At 71.5% G+C, this 23,477-nt stretch carries 24 protein-coding genes; 4 read left to right on the forward strand and 20 right to left on the reverse strand.

Annotated elements, in window-relative coordinates; genetic code table 11:
• Nucleotides 1-77 precede the first annotated feature (77 nt).
• From ACFYX0_RS31075 to ACFYX0_RS31145, 15 genes are all read right to left on the reverse strand, one after another.
• Nucleotides 78-950: an LLM class flavin-dependent oxidoreductase gene (locus tag ACFYX0_RS31075; RefSeq protein ID WP_388975036.1), complete on the reverse strand. Its 873-nt coding sequence runs from the start codon at nt 948-950 to the stop codon at nt 78-80.
• Between the two features lie 62 nt (nt 951-1,012).
• The gene (locus ACFYX0_RS31080) at nt 1,013-1,582 is read right to left on the reverse strand and encodes a dihydrofolate reductase family protein (protein WP_388975039.1); all 570 of its coding nucleotides are present in this window, start codon (nt 1,580-1,582) and stop codon (nt 1,013-1,015) included.
• Between the two features lie 101 nt (nt 1,583-1,683).
• A complete protein-coding gene (locus tag ACFYX0_RS31085; protein ID WP_355909573.1) occupies nt 1,684-2,340 on the reverse strand; it encodes an OmpA family protein in 657 nt (218 codons plus the stop codon).
• 6 nt (nt 2,341-2,346) lie between these two features.
• A complete protein-coding gene (locus ACFYX0_RS31090; protein WP_388975041.1) occupies nt 2,347-2,937 on the reverse strand; it encodes a hypothetical protein in 591 nt (196 codons plus the stop codon).
• 15 nt (nt 2,938-2,952) lie between these two features.
• Complete coding sequence (locus ACFYX0_RS31095; protein WP_388975102.1) at nt 2,953-3,558, reverse strand: pilus assembly protein TadG-related protein; 606 nt, start codon at nt 3,556-3,558, stop codon at nt 2,953-2,955.
• Nucleotides 3,555-3,725, reverse strand: coding sequence for a hypothetical protein (locus tag ACFYX0_RS31100; RefSeq protein ID WP_388975114.1), 171 nt, complete (start codon nt 3,723-3,725; stop codon nt 3,555-3,557). Before ACFYX0_RS31100 ends, ACFYX0_RS31095 begins: the two co-directional genes overlap by 4 nt.
• A 153-nt stretch (nt 3,726-3,878) precedes the next feature.
• Nucleotides 3,879-4,610, reverse strand: a complete 732-nt coding sequence (locus tag ACFYX0_RS31105; RefSeq protein ID WP_388975044.1) for a response regulator — start codon at nt 4,608-4,610, stop codon at nt 3,879-3,881.
• Nucleotides 4,603-5,907, reverse strand: a complete 1,305-nt coding sequence (locus ACFYX0_RS31110; protein ID WP_388975048.1) for a sensor histidine kinase — start codon at nt 5,905-5,907, stop codon at nt 4,603-4,605. Before ACFYX0_RS31110 ends, ACFYX0_RS31105 begins: the two co-directional genes overlap by 8 nt.
• The gene (locus ACFYX0_RS31115; protein ID WP_388975051.1) at nt 5,904-6,803 is read right to left on the reverse strand and encodes a DUF5936 domain-containing protein; all 900 of its coding nucleotides are present in this window, start codon (nt 6,801-6,803) and stop codon (nt 5,904-5,906) included. The genes ACFYX0_RS31110 and ACFYX0_RS31115 overlap by 4 nt, the downstream gene beginning before the upstream one ends.
• 13 nt (nt 6,804-6,816) lie before the next feature.
• Entirely contained in the window at nt 6,817-7,764 is a 948-nt protein-coding gene (locus ACFYX0_RS31120) for a type II secretion system F family protein (protein WP_388975053.1), read from the reverse strand.
• A gap of 25 nt (nt 7,765-7,789) precedes the next feature.
• Nucleotides 7,790-9,130 carry a CpaF family protein gene (locus ACFYX0_RS31125; protein WP_388975056.1) on the reverse strand — a complete coding sequence of 447 codons (1,341 nt, stop codon included), beginning with the start codon at nt 9,128-9,130 and terminating at the stop codon, nt 7,790-7,792.
• A gap of 8 nt (nt 9,131-9,138) precedes the next feature.
• Nucleotides 9,139-9,474, reverse strand: a complete 336-nt coding sequence (locus ACFYX0_RS31130; RefSeq protein WP_388975059.1) for a TadE/TadG family type IV pilus assembly protein — start codon at nt 9,472-9,474, stop codon at nt 9,139-9,141.
• 137 nt (nt 9,475-9,611) lie between these two features.
• Nucleotides 9,612-11,225 (reverse strand): CpaE family protein, encoded by a 1,614-nt coding sequence (locus tag ACFYX0_RS31135; protein WP_388975062.1) that lies wholly within the window; start codon nt 11,223-11,225, stop codon nt 9,612-9,614.
• A gap of 105 nt (nt 11,226-11,330) precedes the next feature.
• Nucleotides 11,331-12,044, reverse strand: a complete 714-nt coding sequence (gene cpaB, locus ACFYX0_RS31140) for a Flp pilus assembly protein CpaB (RefSeq protein ID WP_355909547.1) — start codon at nt 12,042-12,044, stop codon at nt 11,331-11,333.
• 148 nt (nt 12,045-12,192) lie between these two features.
• A complete protein-coding gene (locus tag ACFYX0_RS31145; RefSeq protein ID WP_388975065.1) occupies nt 12,193-13,053 on the reverse strand; it encodes a hypothetical protein in 861 nt (286 codons plus the stop codon).
• A gap of 368 nt (nt 13,054-13,421) precedes the next feature.
• On the opposite strand from ACFYX0_RS31145, the gene ACFYX0_RS31150 reads away from it, so the two are divergent.
• The 4 genes from ACFYX0_RS31150 to ACFYX0_RS31165 all read left to right on the forward strand — a co-directional run bounded on the left by ACFYX0_RS31150 (nt 13,422) and on the right by ACFYX0_RS31165 (nt 18,756).
• Entirely contained in the window at nt 13,422-15,104 is a 1,683-nt protein-coding gene (locus tag ACFYX0_RS31150; protein WP_388975105.1) for a chitinase, read from the forward strand.
• Nucleotides 15,105-15,312: 208 nt separating this feature from the next.
• Complete coding sequence (locus ACFYX0_RS31155) at nt 15,313-15,825, forward strand: SigE family RNA polymerase sigma factor (RefSeq protein ID WP_388975067.1); 513 nt, start codon at nt 15,313-15,315, stop codon at nt 15,823-15,825.
• 85 nt (nt 15,826-15,910) lie between these two features.
• Nucleotides 15,911-17,173 carry a hypothetical protein gene (locus ACFYX0_RS31160; protein WP_388975069.1) on the forward strand — a complete coding sequence of 421 codons (1,263 nt, stop codon included), beginning with the start codon at nt 15,911-15,913 and terminating at the stop codon, nt 17,171-17,173.
• A 230-nt stretch (nt 17,174-17,403) separates the two neighbouring features.
• The gene (locus ACFYX0_RS31165) at nt 17,404-18,756 is read left to right on the forward strand and encodes a M14 family metallopeptidase (protein ID WP_388975072.1); all 1,353 of its coding nucleotides are present in this window, start codon (nt 17,404-17,406) and stop codon (nt 18,754-18,756) included.
• 9 nt (nt 18,757-18,765) lie between these two features.
• On the opposite strand, the gene ACFYX0_RS31170 is transcribed toward ACFYX0_RS31165, so the two are convergent.
• From ACFYX0_RS31170 to ACFYX0_RS31190, 5 genes are all read right to left on the reverse strand, one after another.
• Nucleotides 18,766-19,353 (reverse strand): hypothetical protein, encoded by a 588-nt coding sequence (locus tag ACFYX0_RS31170; RefSeq protein WP_388975075.1) that lies wholly within the window; start codon nt 19,351-19,353, stop codon nt 18,766-18,768.
• Nucleotides 19,354-19,451: 98 nt separating this feature from the next.
• Entirely contained in the window at nt 19,452-21,008 is a 1,557-nt protein-coding gene (locus ACFYX0_RS31175; protein ID WP_388975108.1) for a GntP family permease, read from the reverse strand.
• A 131-nt stretch (nt 21,009-21,139) separates the two neighbouring features.
• On the reverse strand, nt 21,140-21,550 hold the full coding sequence (locus ACFYX0_RS31180) for a RidA family protein (RefSeq protein ID WP_388975078.1): 411 nt from the start codon (nt 21,548-21,550) through the stop codon (nt 21,140-21,142).
• Nucleotides 21,547-22,308 carry an IclR family transcriptional regulator gene (locus ACFYX0_RS31185; protein WP_355909529.1) on the reverse strand — a complete coding sequence of 254 codons (762 nt, stop codon included), beginning with the start codon at nt 22,306-22,308 and terminating at the stop codon, nt 21,547-21,549. Before ACFYX0_RS31185 ends, ACFYX0_RS31180 begins: the two co-directional genes overlap by 4 nt.
• Nucleotides 22,305-23,372, reverse strand: coding sequence for a sugar kinase (locus tag ACFYX0_RS31190; protein ID WP_388975111.1), 1,068 nt, complete (start codon nt 23,370-23,372; stop codon nt 22,305-22,307). Before ACFYX0_RS31190 ends, ACFYX0_RS31185 begins: the two co-directional genes overlap by 4 nt.
• Nucleotides 23,373-23,477: the final 105 nt, after the last annotated feature.

A 23,477-nucleotide genomic window follows, 5' to 3' on the forward strand; every position in this document is an offset into this window, starting at 1 on the left:
CGAAATAGCGGCGGGGACGAGCGGACGGATCGGGGTGCCGGCGGGCGGACAGATCGCCCTGCCGGCGGGCGGGCGGACTACAGCACCAGTGGACGGACTTTCCCGGCCGTGAACCGTACGAAGCCCTCGGGGTCCGGCTCGTCGCCCGTGGGCTGGAGGACCACGGTGTCGGCCCCCGCCTCCACCAGCCGCTGGACGGCCTTCGCGACGGCTCCCGCGTCTCCGGCGACACCGAGGTCCGGCACGGAGCCCAGGCCCTCCGCCTCCAGCTCGGCCCGCAGGCGGGCCGGCGCGTCCGGACCGGTGGCGGTCAGCAGGTAGACCACGACGTGATGGGGGTCGGTGCGGCCGGCCGCCGCCCGCCCCTCGTCGATGAGGGCGCGGGCCCGCCGTACGCCCTCCGGTGTGGTGGCCGAGGTCAGGATCGTCCCGTCCGCCGCCTCACCGGACAGGCGTAGCGAGCGCGGTCCGGTGACCCCGGCGAGAACACCGGCCGGCTCCGCGGGCGGCCAGTCCAGCGCGACGCCGTCCAGCTTCACGTACCGCCCGTCCGTGGTGACGCGCTCACCGCGCAGCAGGGCCCGCAGCGCGTCGAGGTACTCGCGCAGAAGGGTGACGGGCGACTCGGCGCGGGCACCGACCTGACCCATCCAGCTCTGGACGCCGTGCCCGACGCCGACCATGGCCCGGCCGGGGAACAGCCGCTCCAGCGTGGCGGTCTCCATCGCGGTGATCGCGACGTTCCGCAGCGGCACAGGCAGCAGCCCGACGCCGACGCGCAGCCGCTCGGTCCAGGCGAGCGCGGCGGACGCGGCCGAGATCCCGCCCTCCAGGAAGCAGTCCTCCCACAGCCACAGCTCCTCCAGGCCCGCCTCGTCCGCGAGCCGCGCCAACGGGCGCAGCCGCTCGGGCGGCAGTTGGGGCCGGAACACAACACCGAGTCCAGTCATACGGCCTTCCTATGCGAGCGGGCCCGGACCGCACAACACGTTTGGCGGCCGTCCCACACCCCTTAGTGCTCCTCAGGACGTTCGTAGTGCAGGAGGACGACACCGTTGCCGAAGCGGCGGGAGTCGATCAGGCGCAGGGCGGTCAGGGCGTCGCTCTCGGCGAAGAGGCGCTGCCCGCGGCCGACCAGGATCGGGTGGACGTACACCCGGAACTCGTCCACGAGGTCGTTGCGCAGGAACTCGGCGGCCAGGGCGGCACCGCCGAGCGCGAGGTCGCCGCCCTCCTGCTCCTTGAGCGCGCGGATGTCCTCGACGACGACGTCCCGGACGACGGTGGTGTGCCAGTCGGCGTGCTGCAGGGTCCGCGAGAACACGATCTTCGGCATGTTCCGCCAGATCCGGGCGTACTCGACCACGGGCCCCGACCGGTGCGGGTCGGCGTCCGCGGTGGGCCAGAACTTGGCCATGAGCTGGTATGTGACACGCCCGTTCAGGAACGCGCCCATCTCTTTGAGCACGTCGTTGAAGTGCTGGTGCAGTTCGTCGTCGACCAGATGCCAGTCGATCTCACGGTTCGGGCCCTCGATGAAGCCGTCCAGGGACATGGACATCATCAGGACGATCTTTCTCATGGCAGCTCCCGGTTACGACGCCGACCATCCGGACGGCACGAGCATCGCGCAGCGGTGGCGCGCGGACGGGGAGGCGGCTCCGGGTGATTCGCACCCGGGTCTCAGCCGCCGGCGGTACCCGCCGAGCCCGAGGACGAATCCCCGGACGACTCCCCCCGGGGGAACGACACCTCCACGCGACGGTTCTTCCGGCGTCCCTCCTCCGTGGAGTTGTCGGCGATCGGGTAGTCCTCGCTGTAGCCGCGCACCTCGAAGGTGACGGTGCCGCCGAGGCGCGATGCCAGTTGGTCGTGGACGGCCTCGGCGCGCTGCTTGGACAGGACGAGACCGTGGGCGTACGAGCCCAGGTTGTCGGTGAAGCCGAAGACGCGGACGTTCGTGGCGTTCTGCTTCTTGATCTCGTCCGCGATGGCGTCGATGCGGGAGCGGGCCTCCGGGTTCAGCTTCGGGCTGTCCTTGGGGAACAGCACCTCGGCCTGGAGCGCGAAGGTGACGTTCTCGTTGGTGTCCTCGCGTCGCTCCTCACCGCCGAGGTCCTCCACGACGGACTTGATGTCCAGCACCTTGGCGGGAGCGAGGGTGGCCCCGTCGGCGAGCTTCAGCCCCGGGCTGGTGGGGTCGACGGAGGGGGGCGGCGAGGTGGTGACGGTGCCGGGGGGCGCGCTGGGATCGTCGTCGGCGACGGCCGGGGGGCCACCGGCGAGACCGAGCACGGTGAGCAGGGAGAGCGCGGTGACGGCACGCAGGGGGCGGGGCATCGCGGGTCACCCCTGGGAGAGTTCGAGGGTGGCGGGAGGCATGGCGCCGACCTGGAAGTCGACGGTTTCGGTGCCTTCGGGTGGGGCGGGGAATTGGGCGAACCAGTCGGCCGACTTTCCGGCCGCCACACCACCGCCGTCGAACTTGGTGCAGAGGCACCGGCCCTGGGTGTCTCGCAGGACGAGGTACTTCTTCCTGCCCTTGCTGTCGACCAGTGCGGCCCCGGCCAAGGAGGCCCCGTTCCGGCTCAGCTCCCTCTCGTCGCCCCGCCAGTTGGACGCGATCCAGAACTGGCCGCCGTTGTTGGTGACCGTCCCGCTCACCGTAACGAATCCGCCCTGGTCGCGGACCGCAGAGGTGACCGTCAAGGTGACGTCACCGCCCTTCACCTGGGCGAGCACCTGGTCGGCAGCGGGAGCGGAGGAATCATGTCGCTGGCTGCCGCCGTTCTTGGCCGTGGCTTTGGACGAGGATGTCCCACTGGGCTTTTCACCGCCGCTTCCGCTGCCACAGCCGGCCACCGTAAGGATCAGCCCGGTCGCGACCGCGACTGCGCCGAGCGCCCTTCGGCCCTTCATGGTGCGCGGAAAGTCCATCGGTACGGCTTCCTTTCACTCGGCCAGATGCACAGAGAACAGCACGGACGCGTCAGGAAGGTCGTCCGAATGGAAACGTCCGGGGTCGATGTCGACGGAGCCGCCGTCGCAGTCGAGATGTACGGGCTTCTTCGGATCGGCGTCCGGCGGGACGGTGCAACGCGGCTGGATCACCGCGACGGCCTCCGCCTTCGCGCGTCGCCTCTCCGTGCCCGGAATGATGGACTTCCCCACCGTGTAGCGCGTCTGGATCGTCACCCGGTATCCGGGGAAGCCGTTCACGGTGGTGGGACCGAAGGCCTCTACGGTCGAGTCGTTGTCGGCGGCCAGCCGGTCGGCGGCGGCGCTCGCTCCGGATTCCTGGAGATCTCGGCCGACGAGCCACTTCGTCCAGTCGTCGTCCTGGCCGATGGCTTCCTGCAGACGGGTCATCAGCTCGTCGCGGGAGTCTTGTGCGGCCGCCAACGCCGCAGCGTCCGCCGCGGACTGAGCTCCATTGCGGGCGGACGCTGCCTGGGCGAAAGCGAAAAAGGCGAACGCGGCAAACAGCAGAATGCCGGTCAGCCAGATGTAGAGGGGGAGCGTCTGCCCCCGGTCGTCGGTAGGGCGCTTCGGCGTCAGCCGCCGGTCACCGAGGTGACAGCGGTCCGGATCGCGCCGGAGATCAGCCCGTCCAGGCCGATCTGGTCGATCAACGTGAAGATCCCGGCGATGATGATCATCAGCCCGGCATACTCCACAAACCCGGCCCCCGCATCCCGCCCGGCCCCCCGCATCCGGGAGACCACGGTCCTCCGCCACGTGCCGATCCTGTGCCTCGTCCTCGTCACCACGGCCCCAGACCTCCCACCCGATACGGCTACGACCAACCCACGCACCGTACGTGAAGGCACCCTCACCGCGAGTGGGCCCAGGGGCCCAACTTCCGCGTCGTGCTGCGGTCATCGGCTCCACCCCTCGCGGGCCGTCCCCAGCCAGTGGGCGATCGCTTCGCTGCGCGTGGAACTGTGCAGCTTCGCGAAGATGCGATTGATGTGGTTCTTGACCGTCTTCTCGCTGATGAAACAGGCGGCGGCGATCTGCCGGTTGTTCATACCGGCCGCGATGAGATCCATGACCTCCACCTCCCGGGAGCTCAGGCCGAAGTCGAGCCATCCCGCGGCACGGCGCCGCAGGCCTCCCGTACGGGCGGTGAGGGCCTTCGACGAATGTGCCACAACTGATTGCAGGTGCGAAGTATTTTCGTCTCGTTCGTAGGAAACGCCGAACGAAGACGGGACAGTCCCCCGGCCCTCCCTCAGCCTCCGTACCGCGGCGACCAGTTCGGCCGCCGTGAACTCGCCGTGCACCAGATAGCCGGAGGCCCCGCGGCGCAGCGCCTCCGCCACGACCTCGGGTTCCCTGCTGTACGTCAGCATCATCACGGGGGCCGTGCGGGCCAGCCGGGGCAGTGCGGTCAGGCCGTCGGTGCCGGGCATACGGAGGTCCAGGAGGACGACGTCCGGACGGTGCCGGGCGGCGTACACGAGCGCCTGCCCGCCGTCCGCCGCCTCCGCCACGACCTCGATGTCGGGGAGGACGGACAGCAGGGCGGTGAGGCCCGCTCGTACGACCGGGTTGTCGTCGGCCACGAGGACGCGCAGCGGCGGGCCGGGAAGTGCCTGGTCAGGCATGTGCGGCCTCCTCTTGGGGGCTGTGGGGAGAGGTGGCGGGGACGGGGATGTGCAGGTGGATCTCGGCACCGCCCAGCGGTGAGCGGCCGAGGCGGAGGCGGCCGCGCAGGGACGCGGCGCGTTCCGCCATGCCCAGCAGGCCGAAGTGGCCGGTTCTCGCCAGGTCCTCGGGCACGGCGGTCGGTGGCAACCCGACACCGTTGTCCCCGATCCGCAGGTCGAACGCCTCGAACCCGGTGACGTCGAGTGCGATACGGACGCGGGTGGCGTGGGCGTGGCGGTGGGTGTTCTCCAGCGCCTCGGACACGATGGACAGGACGTCGTGGGCCGCCGCGTACGGCAGGAGGTGCGGTGTCTCCGGCAGCCTCAGTTCGGTCTCCGCGCCGCCGCGGGCGGCGAACGCCCCGGCGCGCGCGGTCACTTCGGCCACCACGTCCAGCCGGTCCGCCGTGAAGTCGGTACGGCGCCGCAGGTCCGACAGCAGGTCGCGGGACTCCCCCGCGGCCCGTCGTGCGGCGTCGGCCACCTGGGCCGCCTGGCGCTTGAGCGTGGCCGGGTCGCGGTGCTCGGCCGAGGCGGCGAGGGCCTCCGCGGCCAGCGCCAGACCGTGCAGGGTCTTCGCCACCGAGTCGTGCATCTCCCGGGCCAGCCGGGCCCGTTCGGATTCGACGGCCTCGGCCGCCGCGAGCCGGGCGTTCGCCTCGGACAGTGCCTCGCCGGCGGCGCCGAAGCGGAACATCAGGTTGCGCAGGGTCACCCCGATGATCCCCGCGGCAACGCAGAACCCGGCGATGAGGAGGGTGCTGACCCCGGCGCCGGGGCGGTGCTCCCAGGAGCGGAACACCCCCAGCACGACGGCAAGTTGCAGACCGGTGAGGACGCCGGCGCCGCGCCAGCCGTAGAGCAGTCCGGACAGCAGGGGTGTGCAGACCGTGGCGCAAGCGAGGGGGGAGACGGGGGACGCGGTCGACAGGAGCGTGGCGACGAAGAGCAGGTCCAGCGCCATGAGCGTCGGATGGGCGAGCAGCCGCGGGCCGACGCGGTCCCAGTCGCGCAGCAGGGCGTACGACGTCATCACGCCGAGCACGGCAGCGGCGAGGACGGCGATCCGGAGGGCTCCGGAGGGGGTGTTGGCGAGGGCGAACGGGGCACCGATCACCACCAGGACGAGGCGTACGGCCACGGTCTGGCGGCACAGGGCCTGGAGCGCGCTCAGCTGCAGGCGGACACTGGCGGGCGGCGGGACGTCGTCCTCCAGATACCCGGGGGTGGGGCGACCGGTCCGGCTGCTCATCATCGGCCCAGGATCGATCCGAAGTTCGTCCCCGAGCCCAGGAACATGCCCGTGGCGATGAGGATCATCGTCGCCGGGAGCATGAAGACCAGGGTGACCATCGTGGCCTTGGGGACCGTCCTGGCCGCGCGGCGGCGGGCGTTCTGGGCGTCCGTGCGCCGCATGTCGGTGGCCAGCTGGATCAGCGTCTCCGCGATCGGGGAGCCCAGTTCCTCCCCCTGTTGCAGGGCGGACACGAACTGGGAGACCTGCTCGGAGGAGTTGCGCCGGCGCAGTTCGTCGAAGGCCTGGCGGCGGCTGACGCCCATGTCCATCTGGCGCAGGGTGATGCGCAGTTCGTCCGCCCAGGGCCCCTCGTACTTCTCCGCGACCCGGTCCAGTGCCTGGCGGAAGCCGAGGCCGGCCGAGACGACGACCGCGAGGACGTCCAGGAAGTCCGGCAGCGTACGGTCGATGACGTCCTTGCGCTCGCGGACGGCCTGCCAGATCAGGGCGTCGGCGGCGAGCAGACCGAAGGCGAACGTGAGAGCCGCGAAGAGCAGTTGCCCGTTGGTGAGGAACATCAGGCCCACGACCAGGCCGAAGACCCCGTACACCGCCCGGCGTGCGGCGTACCGCTGGAGAGTGAGGCCTCCGGGGTTGCCCGCCATGTCGATCCGGCGGCGTTTGGCGTCGACCCGGCGCGGCCCCATGAGACGCAGCACGAGCGGGGCGAAGCGCATACCGAGACGGTCGACCGCCGAGCCGGCCGTGGAGACCCGGGTGGCGCCCACCTCCAGCGCGAGCGCCAGGTCGCTCGGCAGTCTGGCGTCCGCGCGGATCATCCGGACGCCGAGGAGCATCCCGGTGACGGAGACGGCCGTCAGCAGGGCGAGCCCCAGGGGCAGCAGCGCGCTCATCGCGGTCTCCTTCTCACACTTCGATCTTGCCGAGGCGGCGGATGACGAAGAAGCCGACCGTGTACAGGCCGAGCGCGAGCAGGACCAGGCCCTGGCCGAGCGGGGAGCCGGTGACACGGGCGAGGGCGCCCTCGTTGGAGGAGTTGATCAGGATGAGGGAGCCGAGGCCCAGCAGCGGGACCGTGAAGGCCGTCGCGTTGACCTCGGAGAGCATGGTGCGGACCTCGCGCCGGGTCTCCTTGCGGTCCTCCAGGGTCTGGGTGAGGTTGCGCAGCGAGTTGACGACCGAGCCGCCCGCCTTGTTGGCCAGGACCAGCGTGGTCACCAGGACGATCAGCTCTCGGGAGGGCAGCCGTTCGGCGAGTTCGCCGAGGGTGTCGTCGATCGAGCGGCCCAGCGTCAACTGGTCGGCGACCCGGGCGAGCTCCTCGCCGGCCGGGGCCTCCAGCTCCTCCGCGGCCATGGCGAGGGCGGTGCGCAGAGCGAGGCCCGCGGCCGTGGCGTTCGCCAGCAGCCGGGCCACGTCCGGCAGCTGGTTGATGAAGGCCTCGATGCGTCTCTGCCGCTGCCAGTTGAGGAAGACGACCGCGCCCCACACGCTCACCAGCGCGGCGATCGGGCCGAAGAAGGGGGCCAGCGTCGACGCCGCGATGAGCCACAGCGCCCCGACGACGGCGGCGACGTAGACGAAGAACTCCCCCGGCGTCAGATCGAGTCCGGTCGCCGACAGCCGGAGCCGGAGGGTGCGGCCCAGGCGGGTACGGCGCAGCCGCCGGTCGACGGCGGTGAACCGCCGGACCCGGCCGGACGCCGTGCGCGAGGGGCCCGCCGGGTTGCCGGAGAGCCGGTCGACGAGCGCCTGCCGCTGGGCCCGGCCGGAGGCGTACAGATGGACGCCCGCGACGGCGAGCGTGACGGTGAGGACGGTGGCGCCGAGGGCGAGGAGGGCGGGGTCGTTCATGGCGCGCTCCTGACGTGAACGGGGGTCATCCGAGGGCCTGCCGGGTGGGGAGTACGTCGAGGGCCTCCGCGACGCCGAAGGCGGGTGGGAGCGGTTCGTCGGCGACGTACAGCTTCTCCGCGACCGCCCGTGGCAGCGGAAGATGCTCGAAGCGGCCCCGGACGATCCGGTCGGGCCCGAGGGGCTGGGGCACGAAGCGGGACACGGTGGCGATGCGGAACTGCTCGCGGCCGTGGGAGACCACGAGGGCGATCTCCACGACCTTGCGCGAGCCGTCGGCGTAGCGGGCGAGCTGGACGACCACGTCCACCGCGGAGTTGATCTGGTCCTTGAGCGCCTCGAAGGGGATGAGCACCTCGGACATCGAGCCCAGGGTCTGCAGCCGCATGAGGGCGTCCTCGGCGGCGTTGGCGTGGACGGTGGCGAGCGAGCCGTCGTGGCCCGTCGACATCGCCTGGAGCATGTCGAGGGTCTCGCCGCCGCGGACCTCGCCGACGATGATGCGGTCGGGGCGCATACGGAGGCTGTTGCGGACCAGGTCGCGAATGGTGATCTGGCCCTTGCCCTCGACGTTCGGGGGCCGGGACTCCAGGCGGATGACGTGCTCCTGCTGGAGCTGGAGCTCGGCGGAGTCCTCGATGGTGATGATGCGCTCGTGCGCCGGGATCAGCCCGGACAGGGCGTTGAGCAGGGTCGTCTTCCCGGTGCCCGTACCGCCGCTGACGATCACGTTGAAGCGGGCGCGGACGAACGCGGCGAGCAGCATCAGCATCTGCTCGTCGAGGGAGCCGAGGCCGATGAGTTCGGGGAGGGTGTAGGCGCGCGGGAAGCGGCGGATCGTGAGGGTGGGGCCGGTCAGGGCGAGCGGCGGGATGATGACGTTGACGCGCTCGCCGGTGGGCAGCCGGGCGTCGACCATCGGGTTGGACTCGTCGACGCGCCGGTTGACCGTCGAGACGATCCGTTCGATCGTCTGCATCAGCTGCTCGGTGGAGGCGAAGCGCAGCGGGAGCTGTTCGACGCGGCCCGCCCGCTCCACGAAGATCGAGTCCGGGCCGTTCACCATGATCTCGGTGATCGACGCGTCGGCGAGCAGCGGTTCGAGGACGCCGAGGCCGAGGGCCTCGTCGACGACCCGGCGGATCAGCTGGGAGCGCTCGGACGAGGAGAGGACCGGTCCTTCCCGGCTGATGATGTGGCCGAGGACGCGCTCCAGACGGACCCGGCGGTCGGCGGCCGCGAGGCCGGACATCTCCGCGAGGTCGATCTCCTCAAGGAGCTTGGCGCGGTAGACCGCGACGAGGTGCCCGTCCTCGCGGGCGGCTGCGCCGTCGTCGGGGGCGGTGATACGGGAGCGGAGGCTCATACCGGTCGTCAGCTCCTTCCCGGGACGCGGGGGTCGGGGTCGTTGGGCATGGTGGCGTGGCGGGTCACCGGCCAGTCGCCGAAGAGGGGGATGACGGAGGGCACGGTGACGGTGACGGTGGCGGTGGTGGTGTCGCCGCCCCGAGGAGCGTCGACGCTCGGACGGAGCCAGCCGCTGACGGCCGCCGTGCCCGCCGCGCTCCCGTCGCCGTTCTGGGAGGCGGCACGGGCGGCGGCGCGGGCGGCGGTGCCGGCCTGGTTGATGCCGTAGCCGATGAGGCCCAGCTGGATGGTGGCCATGCCGATGACGAGGAGGATGGGCAGAAAGCCGGCGAACTCGAGCATGGAGACGCCGCGGTCGTCCCGGAGGTGCGAACGCCTGCGGGCCGGGGTGTCTCCCCGGCGGTCTTGCGCCGAATCGGCCCCCCTGCGGGGCGGCAGCCGTAGCGTCGGGTCGGCTCCCCGGCGGCGGAGCGGCGTCCTCATCGGCTGTCCCCCTCCAGGGCCGCCCCGGCGGACCCCTCCACCCGCCACCCGGGGTTGACGCCCGGGAAGAACAGCGGGACCTTCGCCTGTACCGTCGCCTTCATCACCGGCCCGTCCTCCCCGCAGCTGATGTCCGCGCCGCTCCAGGCGGCCGGCAGATGCGCCGCCCCCGCCGACCGGCACGCCCCCGCCACATCGCCGTGCACGGCCTGGGCCGCGGTGGCCGCGCGCGCCGCCTCGTCGGCCGCGTTGCCCGCGAGGGAGTACGTGTAGCCGTAGAGGACGCACTCCCACAGCAGTGCCATCACGACCAGCACCAGCGGGAACATCCCGGCGAACTCCAGGGTGACCGCGCCCCGGTCCCCGCCCTTGCGCCACAGGGTCAGTGACCCCCGGTCCGAGGACGCCTTGCGCCGACGTCCGCCCCCGCCCTCGTGCACCGTCACCAGCTCCAGCTCGCCCGCCAGCGCCCACAGCGCCTGCTTCACCGTCGAGCGGGCGTCGAGGTCCTGCAGGCGTCCGGCGTCCACGACCGACTGGAGTTCCTTGAAGGACGCCGGGACCGCGGCGTGCGCCACCCTGGTGCCGGTGATGCGTTCGACGAGGGACGGCTGGATCTCCGTACCGCGCGAGTGGCGGTTGACGACCGTGAGCGTCTCCTCGGCCTTGCGGATCTGCAGCCGGTCCCACATGCGCACCATCCGCTTGGCGGCGCGGACCGCGACCACGTCCGGGGTGACGAGCAGCAGCGCCTGGTCGGCGATCTCGACGGCCGCGGCGGTCGCGGAGTTCATCTGGGCGCCGCAGTCGACGATCACCACGTCGTTGCGGGAGCGCAGCGCGCCGATGACCTGGCGGGCCACCCGGTCGCTGACCTCCTCGCCGCGTTCGCCCTCGGCGGGGGCGAGCAGCAGCCCGATCCCGCTGTCGTGGGTGTAGACGGCGTCCTGGAGGACGCGGGGGTTGATGTCGGTGATCGCGGCGAGGTCGGCGATCGAGCGCCGGAACTGCACGTCCAGATAGGAGGCGACGTCCCCGGACTGCAGATCGAGGTCGACCAGGGCGACGGTACGGCCCGACGCCCGGGCCGCGAGGGCCAGTTGGACGGCGGTGACGGTCGCGCCGACGCCGCCCTTCGCGCCGGTCACGGTGACCACGGTCCCGCCGGGGCCGGAGTGCAGCTCGGCGGGTGCGCTGCCCAGATGGCGCCGCATCCCGGCGGACCAGGCGGCGGCGGCCTGGACGCGTTCGGCGAGGGGGTCGTAGCCGAGCGGCAGGGTGACGATGCCGCGGGCGCCGGAGTCCATCGCGGCGGTGAGCACGCCCGTGCTCGTGTCGGCGGTGATGAGGACGACCCCGACGGCCGGGAAGCGCATCGCCAGGTCGCGGATCAGGTCCAGCGCGGGGACCGGCCCGATCCGCTCATGGACGAGGACGACCTCGGGCAGTTCGTCGAGGGACTCGGCGGCCAGCCGCGCCAGGGCGTCGAGCAGGGCGGTGGAGTCCTGGACGGGCTGGGCGGGCTCGGTGTCGGGGAGCTGGCCGAGCAGGCTGGACAGCGCGCGGACCGCGTCGATGTCACCGACGGCGGGGAGGACGCGGATGGTCATCGGCGCGACCCCCCGAGGCCGCGACCGCTCGGGACGCGACTGCTGCCGGCGGACCGGCTGCGGACGGACCCGCCGGGGACCGGGACGGACCTCATGCGTGGCCTCCTACTTGTCCTGGTCGAGGGTGTATGTGCGGTCGCCGGGCGTCACCGAGGTCTGGGAGCCGCCCGCGACCAGGGCGAGCCGGACGTGTTCCGCGAACGACTCGGCGTACGCGACCCGTTGGGCGTCCTCCGTGTCGAGCGCGAAGGTGATGGGGACGGCCTCGGTGGCGGTGCGGCGGCGCTCGTCGCTGGACTGGTCCGGGTCGAGGGCCGTGAGCTTGCCGACGTCCAGGACGCGGGCGTTGGTCACGATGATCTTGGACTCGTCCTTGCCCTTGTCGTTCTGAGCCTTGAAGGTGGCGTAGATGTTGACCCGTGAGCCGGGGTCGATCTTGCCCGCGACGCCGGTGGACGCGTCGATCATGATCGCGATCTCCTGCTGTCCCGGCTGGAGCGCGGGGCGGTCGACGATCATGTCGGTCTGCAGCAGCGACCCCTTCTCCAGCCGGGTCACCGCGATCTTGCCGCGGATCTGCGAGAGACTGGTGACCGCCGTCGTGGACAGCCAGCGCCGGGGCATGGCGACCTGCTGGAACTGGTCGGCCGTGAGCTCCTGGTACGGCGGGATGTCGCCCCTGAGCCGGTATGCCGTGACCTCCGGTCCGACCTTCGAGTTCACGTTGCGGATCACCGACAGGACGCCGGCGAAGGCGCCGACGGCGGCGAGGGCCGAGAGCACCAGCAGGATGACGCCGCGGCGCTGTCGTGCGTTCACTACATCTCACCTCGGGGGGACGTGCCGTGCGGTCGGGCGGGCCCGCCGTCCGGCCGGAGGGCGGTCGAGCGGTGGTGCGGTGGACCGTGAACGGGTGCGGCGGGGGCGGGAAGGGGTGCGTACGGCGACGGGGTGGTGCGTACGGCGCTCACGTGCCGCCTCGTGGCAGCGCGCGGGCGGCGGCGACCGGTTGCCCTTCGAGGGGCCCCGGCAGAGGCGCGGCGCAGAAACCGCAGCGGTCGCCGATGAGTTCGAGGCCGCACCAGTGGCAGACCTCGCGGCGTACGGAGGTGACGAGCTGGTAGAGCACGGACACGTCGTGCAGGCCCGCGGCGAACTCCACCAGCCGCTGGGTCCCCCACCAGCGGCCGGAGTCCTGTGGGAGGGGCACGGTCGCGACACCCTGGACCCGCCAGGCGGGCGCGAGGGTGGCGGTGACCCAGTCCGAGGGCGGCTGCCCGGCGGCGACGATCATCCGGGTGCCGAACTCGGGACCCGGTAACTCCTCCTGGCCGATGCGGACGAGCTGGGGCCGGGGGTGGGCGAGGACGGCGAACTGGGCGTTGGGCACCCAGGACTTGGCGTGGGAGGCGAGCGAGACGGGAACGCGGTCGAGCCTGGTGACCGAGCCAAGGAGCGCGCCGGCGTAGATGTAGTGGGCCAGCAGCCGCGCGGAGGACGCCAGGACGCCCGGGCTGAAGTCGCAGGCCGACAGCTGCCGCAACTGCTGGGCGAGCAGGGCCAGTCCGAGCGGGGGCAGATCGAGGCCGAGCAGCGCGATGCGGTCGCTCTCCAGGACGGAGCGTACGGTGCGCAGCCGCTGGACGGCCGGGTCGTCGCCGGACGCGGAGTGCAGCGCGATGACGTACCCGTGCTGCTCGATGAGCGCGTGCATGCCGTTCAGGGACTGTTCGAGCGTGGGCTGCGGCTGGACCGCGGCGGGCGGGGTCTGCCGGTCGAGCGGCGGGAGCACCAGATCGGGACTGGTGACGGCTATCGCGGTCGGCACGGCTGCACACCACCCCGTTCACTGCGGCGGGGTGGTCGACCACCGCCTCAGTTGGCCCCTGTTACGTCCTCTTGCATCGTCCTGCAACAGCACCATATCCACGGCATGCCCGGCTCAACACCGAATCCGGAAGATCATCTCACCGAAGGTGAGACCATGATCGACACAGAGTAGGCGCATATGCCACAACTCGACCCGACGGTACGGGCGTTGAGGGCGCTTCAGGTCTTGACAACCCGATTGGTCTGGACCAAATTCGTTCGTCAGGCGATGGCCACCGTTCCGCAGGGCGCTCCCCCTCGCCCTCTCCCTTCCTCTTCCTCCCCCCTCTCCCCACACCGGAGGCTCAAGTGGACCGCGAACCAGGCATGTTGCGCCGCAGACGACCCCTGGCCCAGGCCACCGTCGCCGCGCTCGCCCTCACCTTTCTGGCCGCCGGGCACGCGGCTGCCGCGGACGTGAACAACGCCAAGAACGCCGGCTTCGAGTCCGGCCTCACGGGCTGGACCTGTTCGGCCGGCAGCGGTACGACGGTGTCGTCCCCGGTGCACGGCGGTGCCGCCGCGCTGACGGCGACTCCGGCGGGCCAGGACGACGCACAGTGCAGCCAGACGGTGGCGGTCGAGCCCGGCTCGACGTACACGCTGAGCGCCTGGGTGCAGGGCGGTTACACCTTCCTCGGCGCGACGGGCACCGGCACGACGGACGTGTCGACCTGGACGCCGGACTCGTCGGGCTGGACCCAGCTGTCGACGACCTTCACCACCGGCGCCTCGACGACCTCGGTGACGGTGTACCTGCACGGCTGGTACGGCCAGGCGGCGTACTACGCCGACGACGTGTCGGTGTACGGCCCGGACGGAGGCGGCGGAGGCGACCCGTCCCCGACCGTGCCCGCGGCCCCCACCGGCCTCGCGGTCTCCTCCACCACGTCCTCGTCGGCGTCCCTGACCTGGAACACGGTGTCGGGCGCGACGGGCTACAACGTCTACCAGGGCGGCACGAAGGTGTCCGCCGTGACCGGCACCTCGGCCACCGTGACCGGCCTGTCCCCGTCGACGTCGTACTCCTACCAGGTGACGGCGACCAACGCGGCGGGCGAGTCGCAGAAGTCGTCGGCGGTGACGGCCACGACGTCCTCCTCCGGCGGCGGGGGCACCGGAGTGCTGCCGAAGCACGCGGTGACGGGCTACTGGCAGAACTTCAACAACGGCGCCACGGTGCAACGTCTCACGGACGTGCCGTCGCAGTACGACATCATCGCGGTGGCGTTCGCGGACGCGACGACCACACCGGGCGCGGTCTCCTTCACCCTGGACTCCTCCGGCCTCGGCGGCTACTCGGTGGCCCAGTTCAAGGCGGACATCGCCGCCGAGCACGCGGCCGGCAAGAAGGTGATCCTCTCGGTCGGCGGGCAGAACGGCACGGTGTCGGTGAGCGACACGACGTCGGCGACGAACTTCGCGAACTCGGTCTACTCCCTGATGCAGACCTACGGCTTCGACGGCGTGGACATCGACCTGGAGAACGGCATCAACGCGACGTACATGACGCAGGCGCTGCGGCAGCTGTCGTCGAAGGCGGGCTCGTCGCTGGTCATCACGATGGCCCCGCAGACGATCGACATGCAGTCGACGTCGAACGGCTACTTCCAGACCGCGCTGAACATCAAGGACATCCTGACGGTCGTCAACACCCAGTACTACAACAGCGGTTCCATGCTGGGCTGCGACGGCAAGGTCTACAGCCAGGGCTCGGTGGACTTCCTGACGGCCCTCGCCTGCATCCAGCTCCAGGGCGGACTGTCCCCGTCCCAGGTGGGCCTGGGCGTCCCCGCCTCGACCAGCGCGGCGGGCAGCGGGTACGTCTCCCCGACGGTGGTGAACAACGCCCTCGACTGTCTGACGAAGGCCACGAACTGCGGCTCCTTCAAGCCGTCGAAGACGTACCCCGATCTGCGGGGGGCGATGACCTGGTCGACGAACTGGGACGCGGCGTCCGGCAACGCCTGGTCGAACGCGGTGGGCCCGCACGTCCACGCCCTCCCCTGACCCTCGCCCTCCCACGCACCGCCCCCCCTGATGCCCGCCCCCCTGATGCCCGGCCCCTCACGGCCGGGCATCAGGGCTTTCGCGAGGGCACGCACAAAAGGCGCCGGTCCGGTGAAACATTTCCGTGGCCTCACCGCATCAATGAGGTGAGGGCCGTACCGGACGGCCCGGCCGTGCGACGGCACGGCACAGCACGACGGGGGAACGCATGAGACATGGCCGCGGCGACGGGTACCCGGAGTTCGCGGCGGCGCGGGCCGGGCATCTGTACCGGTCCGCCTGTCTGCTCACCGGGGGCGACACCCATCTCGCCGAGGACCTCGTGCAGGAGACCCTCGGCCGGGTGTATCTGCGCTGGAGCCGGATCTCCCGGGCCGACAACCCCGCCGGATACGCCCAGACGGTCCTCACCCGCACCTTCCTCGCCCACCGGCGCCGCCACAGCAGCCGCAGGGAACGCGCCACCGACGCGCTTCCCGAACTGCCCGCCCCGGGCGCGGGGGACACCTCGCTACGGCTCACCCTCCTGGAGGCGCTGGGACAGCTGTCCGCCAAGGACCGCGCCGTGGTCGTCCTGCGCTACTGGGAGGACCGCAGCATCGAGGAGACCGCGGCGGTCCTGAACACCACGTCGGCCGCCGTCCGCACCCGTTGCGTCCGCGCCCTCGCCCGGCTGCGCGCCCAGCTCGGCGACGCCCTCGCCGAGTACGCCAGACCCTGACCCGCCCCGGGAGCACCGGGACCCCGATCTCCCCCGGCCGACCGGCCGCGACCACCACCTCATCCGCAGAAACGGCGGTTTTGCCATGCCCGTTGAAGAACACGACCCCTTCGAGGACCACTTCGCCGCGGCCCTGCGTCACACCGGCGGCACCTTCGACACCGACCGGCTCGATCTGGCCGACCGCGGCGAGACCCGCGGCCGGACGCTCCGCAGGCGCCGGGCCGCCGTCACGGGCGGGGCGGCCGGGGTCGCGCTCGTCGGGCTCGGCGTGGCGCTCGTGCTGCCCGGCCTCCAGGCGGACGGCCAGCACTCCGTGGCCGGCAGCACGACGACCCCGGCCGCCTCGCCCGGCCGGCCCGCCGGAGTGTCGAAGGACGATCTCATCGCCACCCTGAAGAAGCTGCTCCCCCCGGGAACGTTCTCCCAGGAGCAGGGGCGTGGCACCGGCGACCCGCGCGGGCAGTACCGGCCGTACCGGCCGTACGCGCAGGTCGTGTACGACGACGGCAAGGGGAGGGCCGCCGTCGCCGTCGCGGTGAACCGTGTGCAGCCCGGCAGCAGCCAGGCCCTGCAGGCCACCACCTGCCCCGACAAGGTGTTCGTCCCGTACGACGCCTGCACCGCGAGCACGCTCGCCGACGGCTCGAAGCTCATGATCCTCCAGGGCTACGAGTATCCGGACCGCCGCGTCGACACCAAGCTGTGGTCCGCCCAGCTCGTCACGCCGAAGGGGCAGTCCATCAGCGTTCAGGAGTGGAACTCCGCCGCCGAGAAGGACAAGCCGATCAGCCGCAGTCTGCCTCCCCTGTCGCCGGACCGGCTGAAGGCGCTCGTCAGCGCGCCCGAGTGGCGTACGGCCTCCGACGCCCTGCCCGCGGCTCCCCGGGTGCCGACGACCGAGCCGAGCCGGCCGGGGGGTGTCCCGGAGGGCTCGGTGTCGTCGACGCTCGCCACCCTCCTGCCCAAGGGGGTCAGGGTGGTCTCGAAGGGCGGCGCGGACTCGGGGTTCGGGTATGTCGTCGTGGACGACGGCCGGGGCGCGAGTATGGTCCAGGTCAACGTCCAGGCAGACATGTCCGACGTCGAGGGCCAGCTCTTCGGCCCCGACTCCCGGACCCTGCCCGACGGCACCAAGGTCGCCACGCATCAGGGGCCTGGCGAGAAGGGCGGCGAGGGAGTCGTCATGTGGACCGTCGACACCATGCGCACCGGCGGCCGCCGCGTGGTGATCAGCGCCTTCAACTCCGGTACCCAGACCACTCCGGCGACCCGTACCGCGCCCGCGCTCACCCTGAAGCAGATGGAGGCCATCGCCACCAGCGCGAAGTGGTTCGCGCGCGGCTGACATCACGTTCGTCCGGTGGGGCTCCGGGGGCTGATCGCGCCTCCGGGGCCCCCTGTCGCGTTCCCACCGGTCCCGGCCGTCGCCTCTTTGGAACCTCTTGACCTGACCATGTCATCCCTTCACCATGAGCGCGACACCCGCACGTACGTCGCAGTGAACGGACCACCCCCGCTCCACTCCACCCCACATTCCGGAGAACCCCCGGAAACCTGGAGACCCGAGGAGACCTCATGCGACTTCGCATCCGCGGATCGGGCACCCTCGGCGGCAGACGGACCGCCGCCCTGGCCACCCTGCTGGCGCTCGCCCTCGCGGCACCCGTCTCGGCCGGCACCGGCGCCGCGGCCGGCGGCGTCCGGCCGCACCGCTCCTCGTCCGGCGACATCCGCCAGTACGAGATCCACCGGAGCACGACCCCGATGTCCCGTACGGCCCTTCAGCAGACCGGGGTCACGGTCGACGAGGCGGACGCGGAGACGGTCGTCGTCTCCGGCCGCGCGGACCAGATCAGCAGGGTACGGGCGCTCGGCTACGACGTCACCCCGGTCGCGGCGGTCCCGGACCGCACCGACGGCGCGGGCGGCGTACGGCCCTTCGACTTCCCCTCGGCGGACTCGAAGTACCACAACTACGCCGAGATGAACGCGGAGATCGACCAGCGGCTCGCGGCGTACCCGGCCATCATGAGCAAGCGGGTGATCGGCAAGTCGTACCAGGGCCGGGACATCGTCGCCATCAAGGTCAGCGACAACGTGGCGACCGACGAGAACGAGCCCGAGGTCCTCTTCACCTTCCACCAGCACGCGCGCGAGCACCTGACGGTGGAGATGGCGCTGTATCTGCTGCGCGAACTCGGGGCGGGCTACGGCAGCGACTCCCGGGTCACGAACCTCGTGAACAACCGGGAGATCTGGATCGTGCCCGATCTCAACCCGGACGGCGGCGAGTACGACATCGCGACCGGTTCCTACCGCTCGTGGCGCAAGAACCGCCAGCCCAACTCCGGCTCGTCGTACGTCGGTACGGACCTGAACCGGAACTGGAACTACAAGTGGGGCTGCTGCGGCGGCTCCTCCGGGTCCGCGTCCTCGGAGACCTACCGCGGCGCGTCCGCCGAGTCGGCGCCCGAGGTGAAGGTGGTCGCCGACTTCGTGCGCAGCCGGGTCATCGGCGGGAAGCAGCAGATCAGGGCGGGCATCGACTTCCACACGTACAGCGAACTCGTGCTGTGGCCCTTCGGGTACACCTACTCCGACACGACGACGGGCATGACAGCGGACGACGCCGCCGCCTACCAGGCCGTGGGGCGCAAGATGGCCGCGAGGAACGGCTACACGCCCGAGCAGTCGAGCGACCTGTACATCACCGACGGGTCGATCGACGACTATCTGTGGGGCACCCAGAAGATCTTCGACTACACCTTCGAGATGTATCCCACGTCCAGTTCCGCGGGCGGCTTCTACCCGCCCGACGAGGTCATCGAGCGGGAGACGTCACGGAACCGGGACGCGGTGCTGCAACTGCTGGAGAACGCGGACTGCATGTACCGGTCCATCGGCAAGGAGGCCCAGTACTGCGGCTGACGCCGCGGTTCAGTCGCCGTCCTGCGCGGCGGCGGGTTCCTTCTCGCCGTCCTCGAAGTAGGCGTCCAGAACCTCGTCCAGCCGGGTCTCCCACTCCGTGAAGCGCGCCCTGGCCGTCGCCTCGATCTCGATCGGGTACCAGCGGCGGTCGGGCGTGTGCACCGTGACCGTGAACCGCTTGCCGAAGCGCGCGGCCTGGGTCTCGACAGCACCGATCTCGTCCCAGCGGAACTCGCACTCCTGGTCGTCCAGGCGCAGCCGTACACCGCTGTGGTCCGCGACGATCCGCGCACGCCGGTCGGCGGCCTCGAAGACGGGTCCCTCGGGGGCCTTCTCCTCCGCCTCGGCGTCGTCGGACCCGGCGTCGTCGGCCGCTGTCTCCTCTTCGGGCGCCCCGCCGTCGGACTCCGCCGACTTCACGGACTCCACGGGCTCCGCCGGCTCCACGGCGGCGGCCTTCACGCCGTCGGGTACCGCGTCCTCCGGTTCCTCGGAGTCCCGTTCGGCGGACACGGGTGAGGTGAGCCCGGGGATGAAGGCCGGGTCGATCCCGGCACCGTCCAGGGGCTGGCTGCTCGGACCTATGCGCTGCTCCACAGCGGGCAGTATGGTCGAAGATCCTGTGCGGGACACAGCCAGCCCCGGCATCGTTATACGAATTCTCGCCGTACGGAGCTCTCACGAAGTTCGCGAAGTCATACGAACGTGCTCACCAAGGCGGCCATCGCGAACCCTGCCACGGACAAGACCGACTCCAGCACCGTCCAGGTCCGCAGCGTGTCCCGTTCGCTGATGCCGAAGTACTTGGCCACCATCCAGAAGCCGCCGTCGTTGACATGCGAGGCGAAGATGGAACCGGCCGAGATGGCCATGATGACCAAGGCCGCGAAGGCCTGGGAGTGATGACCTTCCGTCAGGAGCGGGGCGACGATGCCCGCCGTCGTGACGATCGCGACCGTCGCGGAGCCCTGCGCCACCCGCAGCACGAGTGAGATCAGATACGCGAGGACGATCACCGGCAGGCCGACGCCGTGGAAGGTGTCGGAGAGGGCCTGCGCGACCCCGCTGCCCTTGAGGACCGCGCCGAAGACACCGCCCGCGCCGACCACCAGCAGGATGTTGCCGATCGGCTTGAGGGAGGCGGTGGAGACCGTCTCCAGGGACTTGCGGGACCAGCCGCGGCGGATGCCGAGCAGGTAGTACGCCAGCAGCAGCGCGATCGTCAGCGCCACGAAGGGGTGGCCGAAGAACTCGATCACCGAGCGGCCCGATGGGGGTCCCCCCTGCTCGGAGCTTGTCGGAGAGCTTGGGGGAGGATCGAAGGCGATCGAGGAGAAGGTCGCCAGAAGGATCAGCACCAGCGGCGTACCGATGATCGCGAACACCGTGGTCAGCGGCACCGGCTTCTCCGCGGGCGGCACGCCCTCCCCCGAGCTCTCGGCCTCGTCCGACGACGGGGTGCTCCCGCCCCACCGCTCCCGCGCGAGCGCCGCCTTCGCCTCCTCGGCCGCCTCCACCATGTCCTGCGGCACGGGTACGAAGATCCGCTTGCCGATCCACGCCGACCACGCCCATGCGGCCAGCACCGCCGGGATCCCGCAGACGACGCCCATCAGGATGACCATGCCGAGGTCGACGTTCAGCAGACCGGCGGCGGCGACGGGGCCCGGGTGCGGCGGCAGGAAGGCGTGGGTCATCGACAGGCCCGCGAGCAGCGGAAGGCAGTAGAGCAGGATCGACCTGCCGCCCCGCTTGGCGGCCGCGTAGACGATGGGCGCGAGCACGAAGATGCCGACGTCGAAGAAGACCGGGATGCCGAAGATCAGACCGGTGAGGCCCATGGCGAGCGGGGCCCGTTGCTCGCCGAAGAGGTTCAGCAGCCGGGAGGCCAGCACCTCGGCGCCGCCGCTGACTTCGAGGACCGCGCCGAGCATGGTGCCCAGGCCGATGATGATGGCGATGTGGCCGAGGGTGCCGCCCATGCCGGACTCGATGAGGGAGACGGCGTCGGAGCGCTGGACCGTGCCGAAGAGTTCGGTGACCGAGAGTCCGGCGCCGAGGCCGACGGCTATGGAGACCGCGAGCAGCGCGACGAAGGGCTGGAGTCTCACCTTGATGATCAGGACGAGCAGCAGCGCGATGCCGAGCGCCGCCACGGTGAGCAGGCCGGCGGTGCCGTGGACGAGGGCGAGCAGTCCGCCGGTGTGGGGTGGGACGGCGGGCGCGGCGGGGGCCGCGAGATCGGGCATCATGATCATGTGCATGACAGTGGGACCTCTGGCTTCTGGTAAGTCCATGGAGCTTTCGGGCAGGGGGGATCGCGGCTGCACCCCAGGGGTGGGGGCGCCGGCCGTGACGACGTACGGAGGGGTGGAGCGGCGGGTCAGCCGAGTACGGCCAGCGCGTCGATCTCGACGAGGAGTCCGGCCGGGAGACCCACGTAGACGGTGGTCCGGGCGGCGGGCGGCTGGGTGAGGCCCTGCTCGTCGAAGTAGGCGTTGTAGATCTCGTTCATCTCGGCGAAGTGGTCCACGTCGGTCAGATAGACCCGGATCATCATCACGTCGTCCCAGCCGGCCCCGCCCTCCTCGAGGATCGCCCTGACGTTGGCGAGGGTCTGCAGGGTCTGCTCCCGCAGGGTGGGCCCCGCGGGCGTGGGCGGCTTGCCCTCCTCGGCGGGCAGGAAGCCCACCTGCCCGGCGACCTGGAGGATGTTGCCCTTCCGCACGCCGTGGGAGAACCGGGCGGGCGGGGTCGTGTGGGTCTTGGGGGCCAGGGCGATCTTGTCCGTCATACGGAGTCCTTTGCTGGCGGGTTGCCGGAGTACTCCCGGGTGATGGCGTCCGCGGTACGGCGCACCAGCGGGAGGAGGGTGAGGAGTTCGTCGGAGGTGACGACGACGTTGGGCGCGGAGACCGACATGGCCGCGACGACCCGTCCGTCGGCGCCCCGGACGGGGGCGGCGACGCAGTTGATGGACTCCTCGTGGCCGCCGAGGTCGGTGGCCCAGCCCTGCCCGCGCACGACCGCCAGCTCCTTGAGGAAGGCGGCGGCGTTCGGCGTCGAACGGGCCGTGTAGAGGGGGTAGTCGAGCTTCTCCGCGACGGCGCGGCGCTCGGGCTCGGGGAGGTCGGCGAGCAGCAGCTTGGCGACGGCCGCGACGGTGATGGCGACCGGCTTCCCGATGCGGGAGTACATCCGGACCGGGTAGCGGCTGTCGACCTTGTCGATGTAGAGGACCTCGTCCTCCTCGTACACCGCGAGATGGACGGTGTGCCCGCACTCCTCGTTGAGGCGGACGAGGTGGGGGTGGGCGATCTCCCGGACGTCGAGGTTCTCCACGGCCTGCTGGGCGAGGGCGAAGAGCCGGGCGCCGAGGCGGTAGCGCTGGTCGGACTGGCGGTAGACCAGTCCGTGCTCGTGCAGCGTGCGCAGCAGCCGCAGAGCGGTGGACTTGTGCACGCCGAGCCGGTCGGCGACCTGTCCGAGATCGGCGGGCCCCTCGGCCAGCAGCGGCAGGATGCTCAGCGCCCGGTCGACGGTCTGGCTCATGGTGTACGTACCTCCTCCGCGGCCCGCGCGTCGGCTTCGGTCCAGCCGGGGCCGAGTCGCAGTGTCTCCCACGCGGCGTCGTCGAGCGCGACGAGCCGGTCGGCGTGGTCGCGGGAGCACGGGGCGGCGAGGTCGCCGGGGACGGTCAGCGCCGCGGCGGCCGCCAGATGGCCGTGGCGCAGCCGGTCCCGTACGGGCAGCCCGCGCAGCGTGGCGGAGAGGAACCCGGCGGCGAAGGCGTCCCCGGCACCGACGGCGGCGACGACGTCGACTTTCAGGGCGCGAACGAAGGTGGCGGTTCCGGTGGCGTCCTCGCACAGGCCGTCGACGTTCTTGTCGAGCGCGGTCGCACCGCCCCTGCCCTGCTTGACGACCACGATCTCCGGCTCCGGCAGCGCCTCCCGGACGGCGCGGGCGCCGCGCAGCCCCCACAGCTCGCGGGCCTCGTCGTCCCCCACGAACACGATGTCGGCCCCGCGCGCCAGGTCCATCAGCACCCGGTGACCGTCGGCGGCACGCCACAGCCCGGGACGGTGGTTGACGTCGAAGGAGACGAGCGGGCGCCCGGTCCGGGGCGCGGTCAGCTCCCGCAGCAACTCACGGCAGCCGTCCGACAGCGCGGCCGTGATCCCGGACAGATGCAGCACCCGCCCGGCCCGCACCGCGTCGAGGTCGACGTTCTCCACCGTCATCGCCGAGGCGGCCGACCCCGCCCGGTAGTACGCCACCTCGTGGTCGTCGCCCGCCCGGTCCCCGGCCGTGCGGAAGTAGATCCCGGTCGGGCGCGCCGGATCGCGCGGCACCGACGCGACATCGACGCCGTACGCCCCGATCGCCTCGACCAGATGCGCGCCGAAGCCGTCCGCCCCGACCCGGCTGACCCATCGCGCGGAGTGCCCGGCGGCCGCCAGCACGCACGCGACGTTCGACTCGGCGCCGCCGATCCCCCGCTGGAAGGACGGCACATCGGCCAGCCCGCCCGGCCCGGTCGGCACGAACGTGACCATGGACTCGCCGAGCGCGACGACATCCACGACGTCCGGGGCGCCCGGGGCGAGCGGCAGGCCGTTGGCGGTCACGATGGTGGTGGCTCCTGTTCGTCTCGCGGGTACGGCGGCTCCGTTGACCCCGCGTTGGCGGGGATGTTAGACAGCAGCAAGCGATACACG

This window comes from Streptomyces sp. NPDC002573, assembly GCF_042889625.1.
Taxonomy (GTDB): domain Bacteria; phylum Actinomycetota; class Actinomycetes; order Streptomycetales; family Streptomycetaceae; genus Streptomyces; species Streptomyces gibsoniae.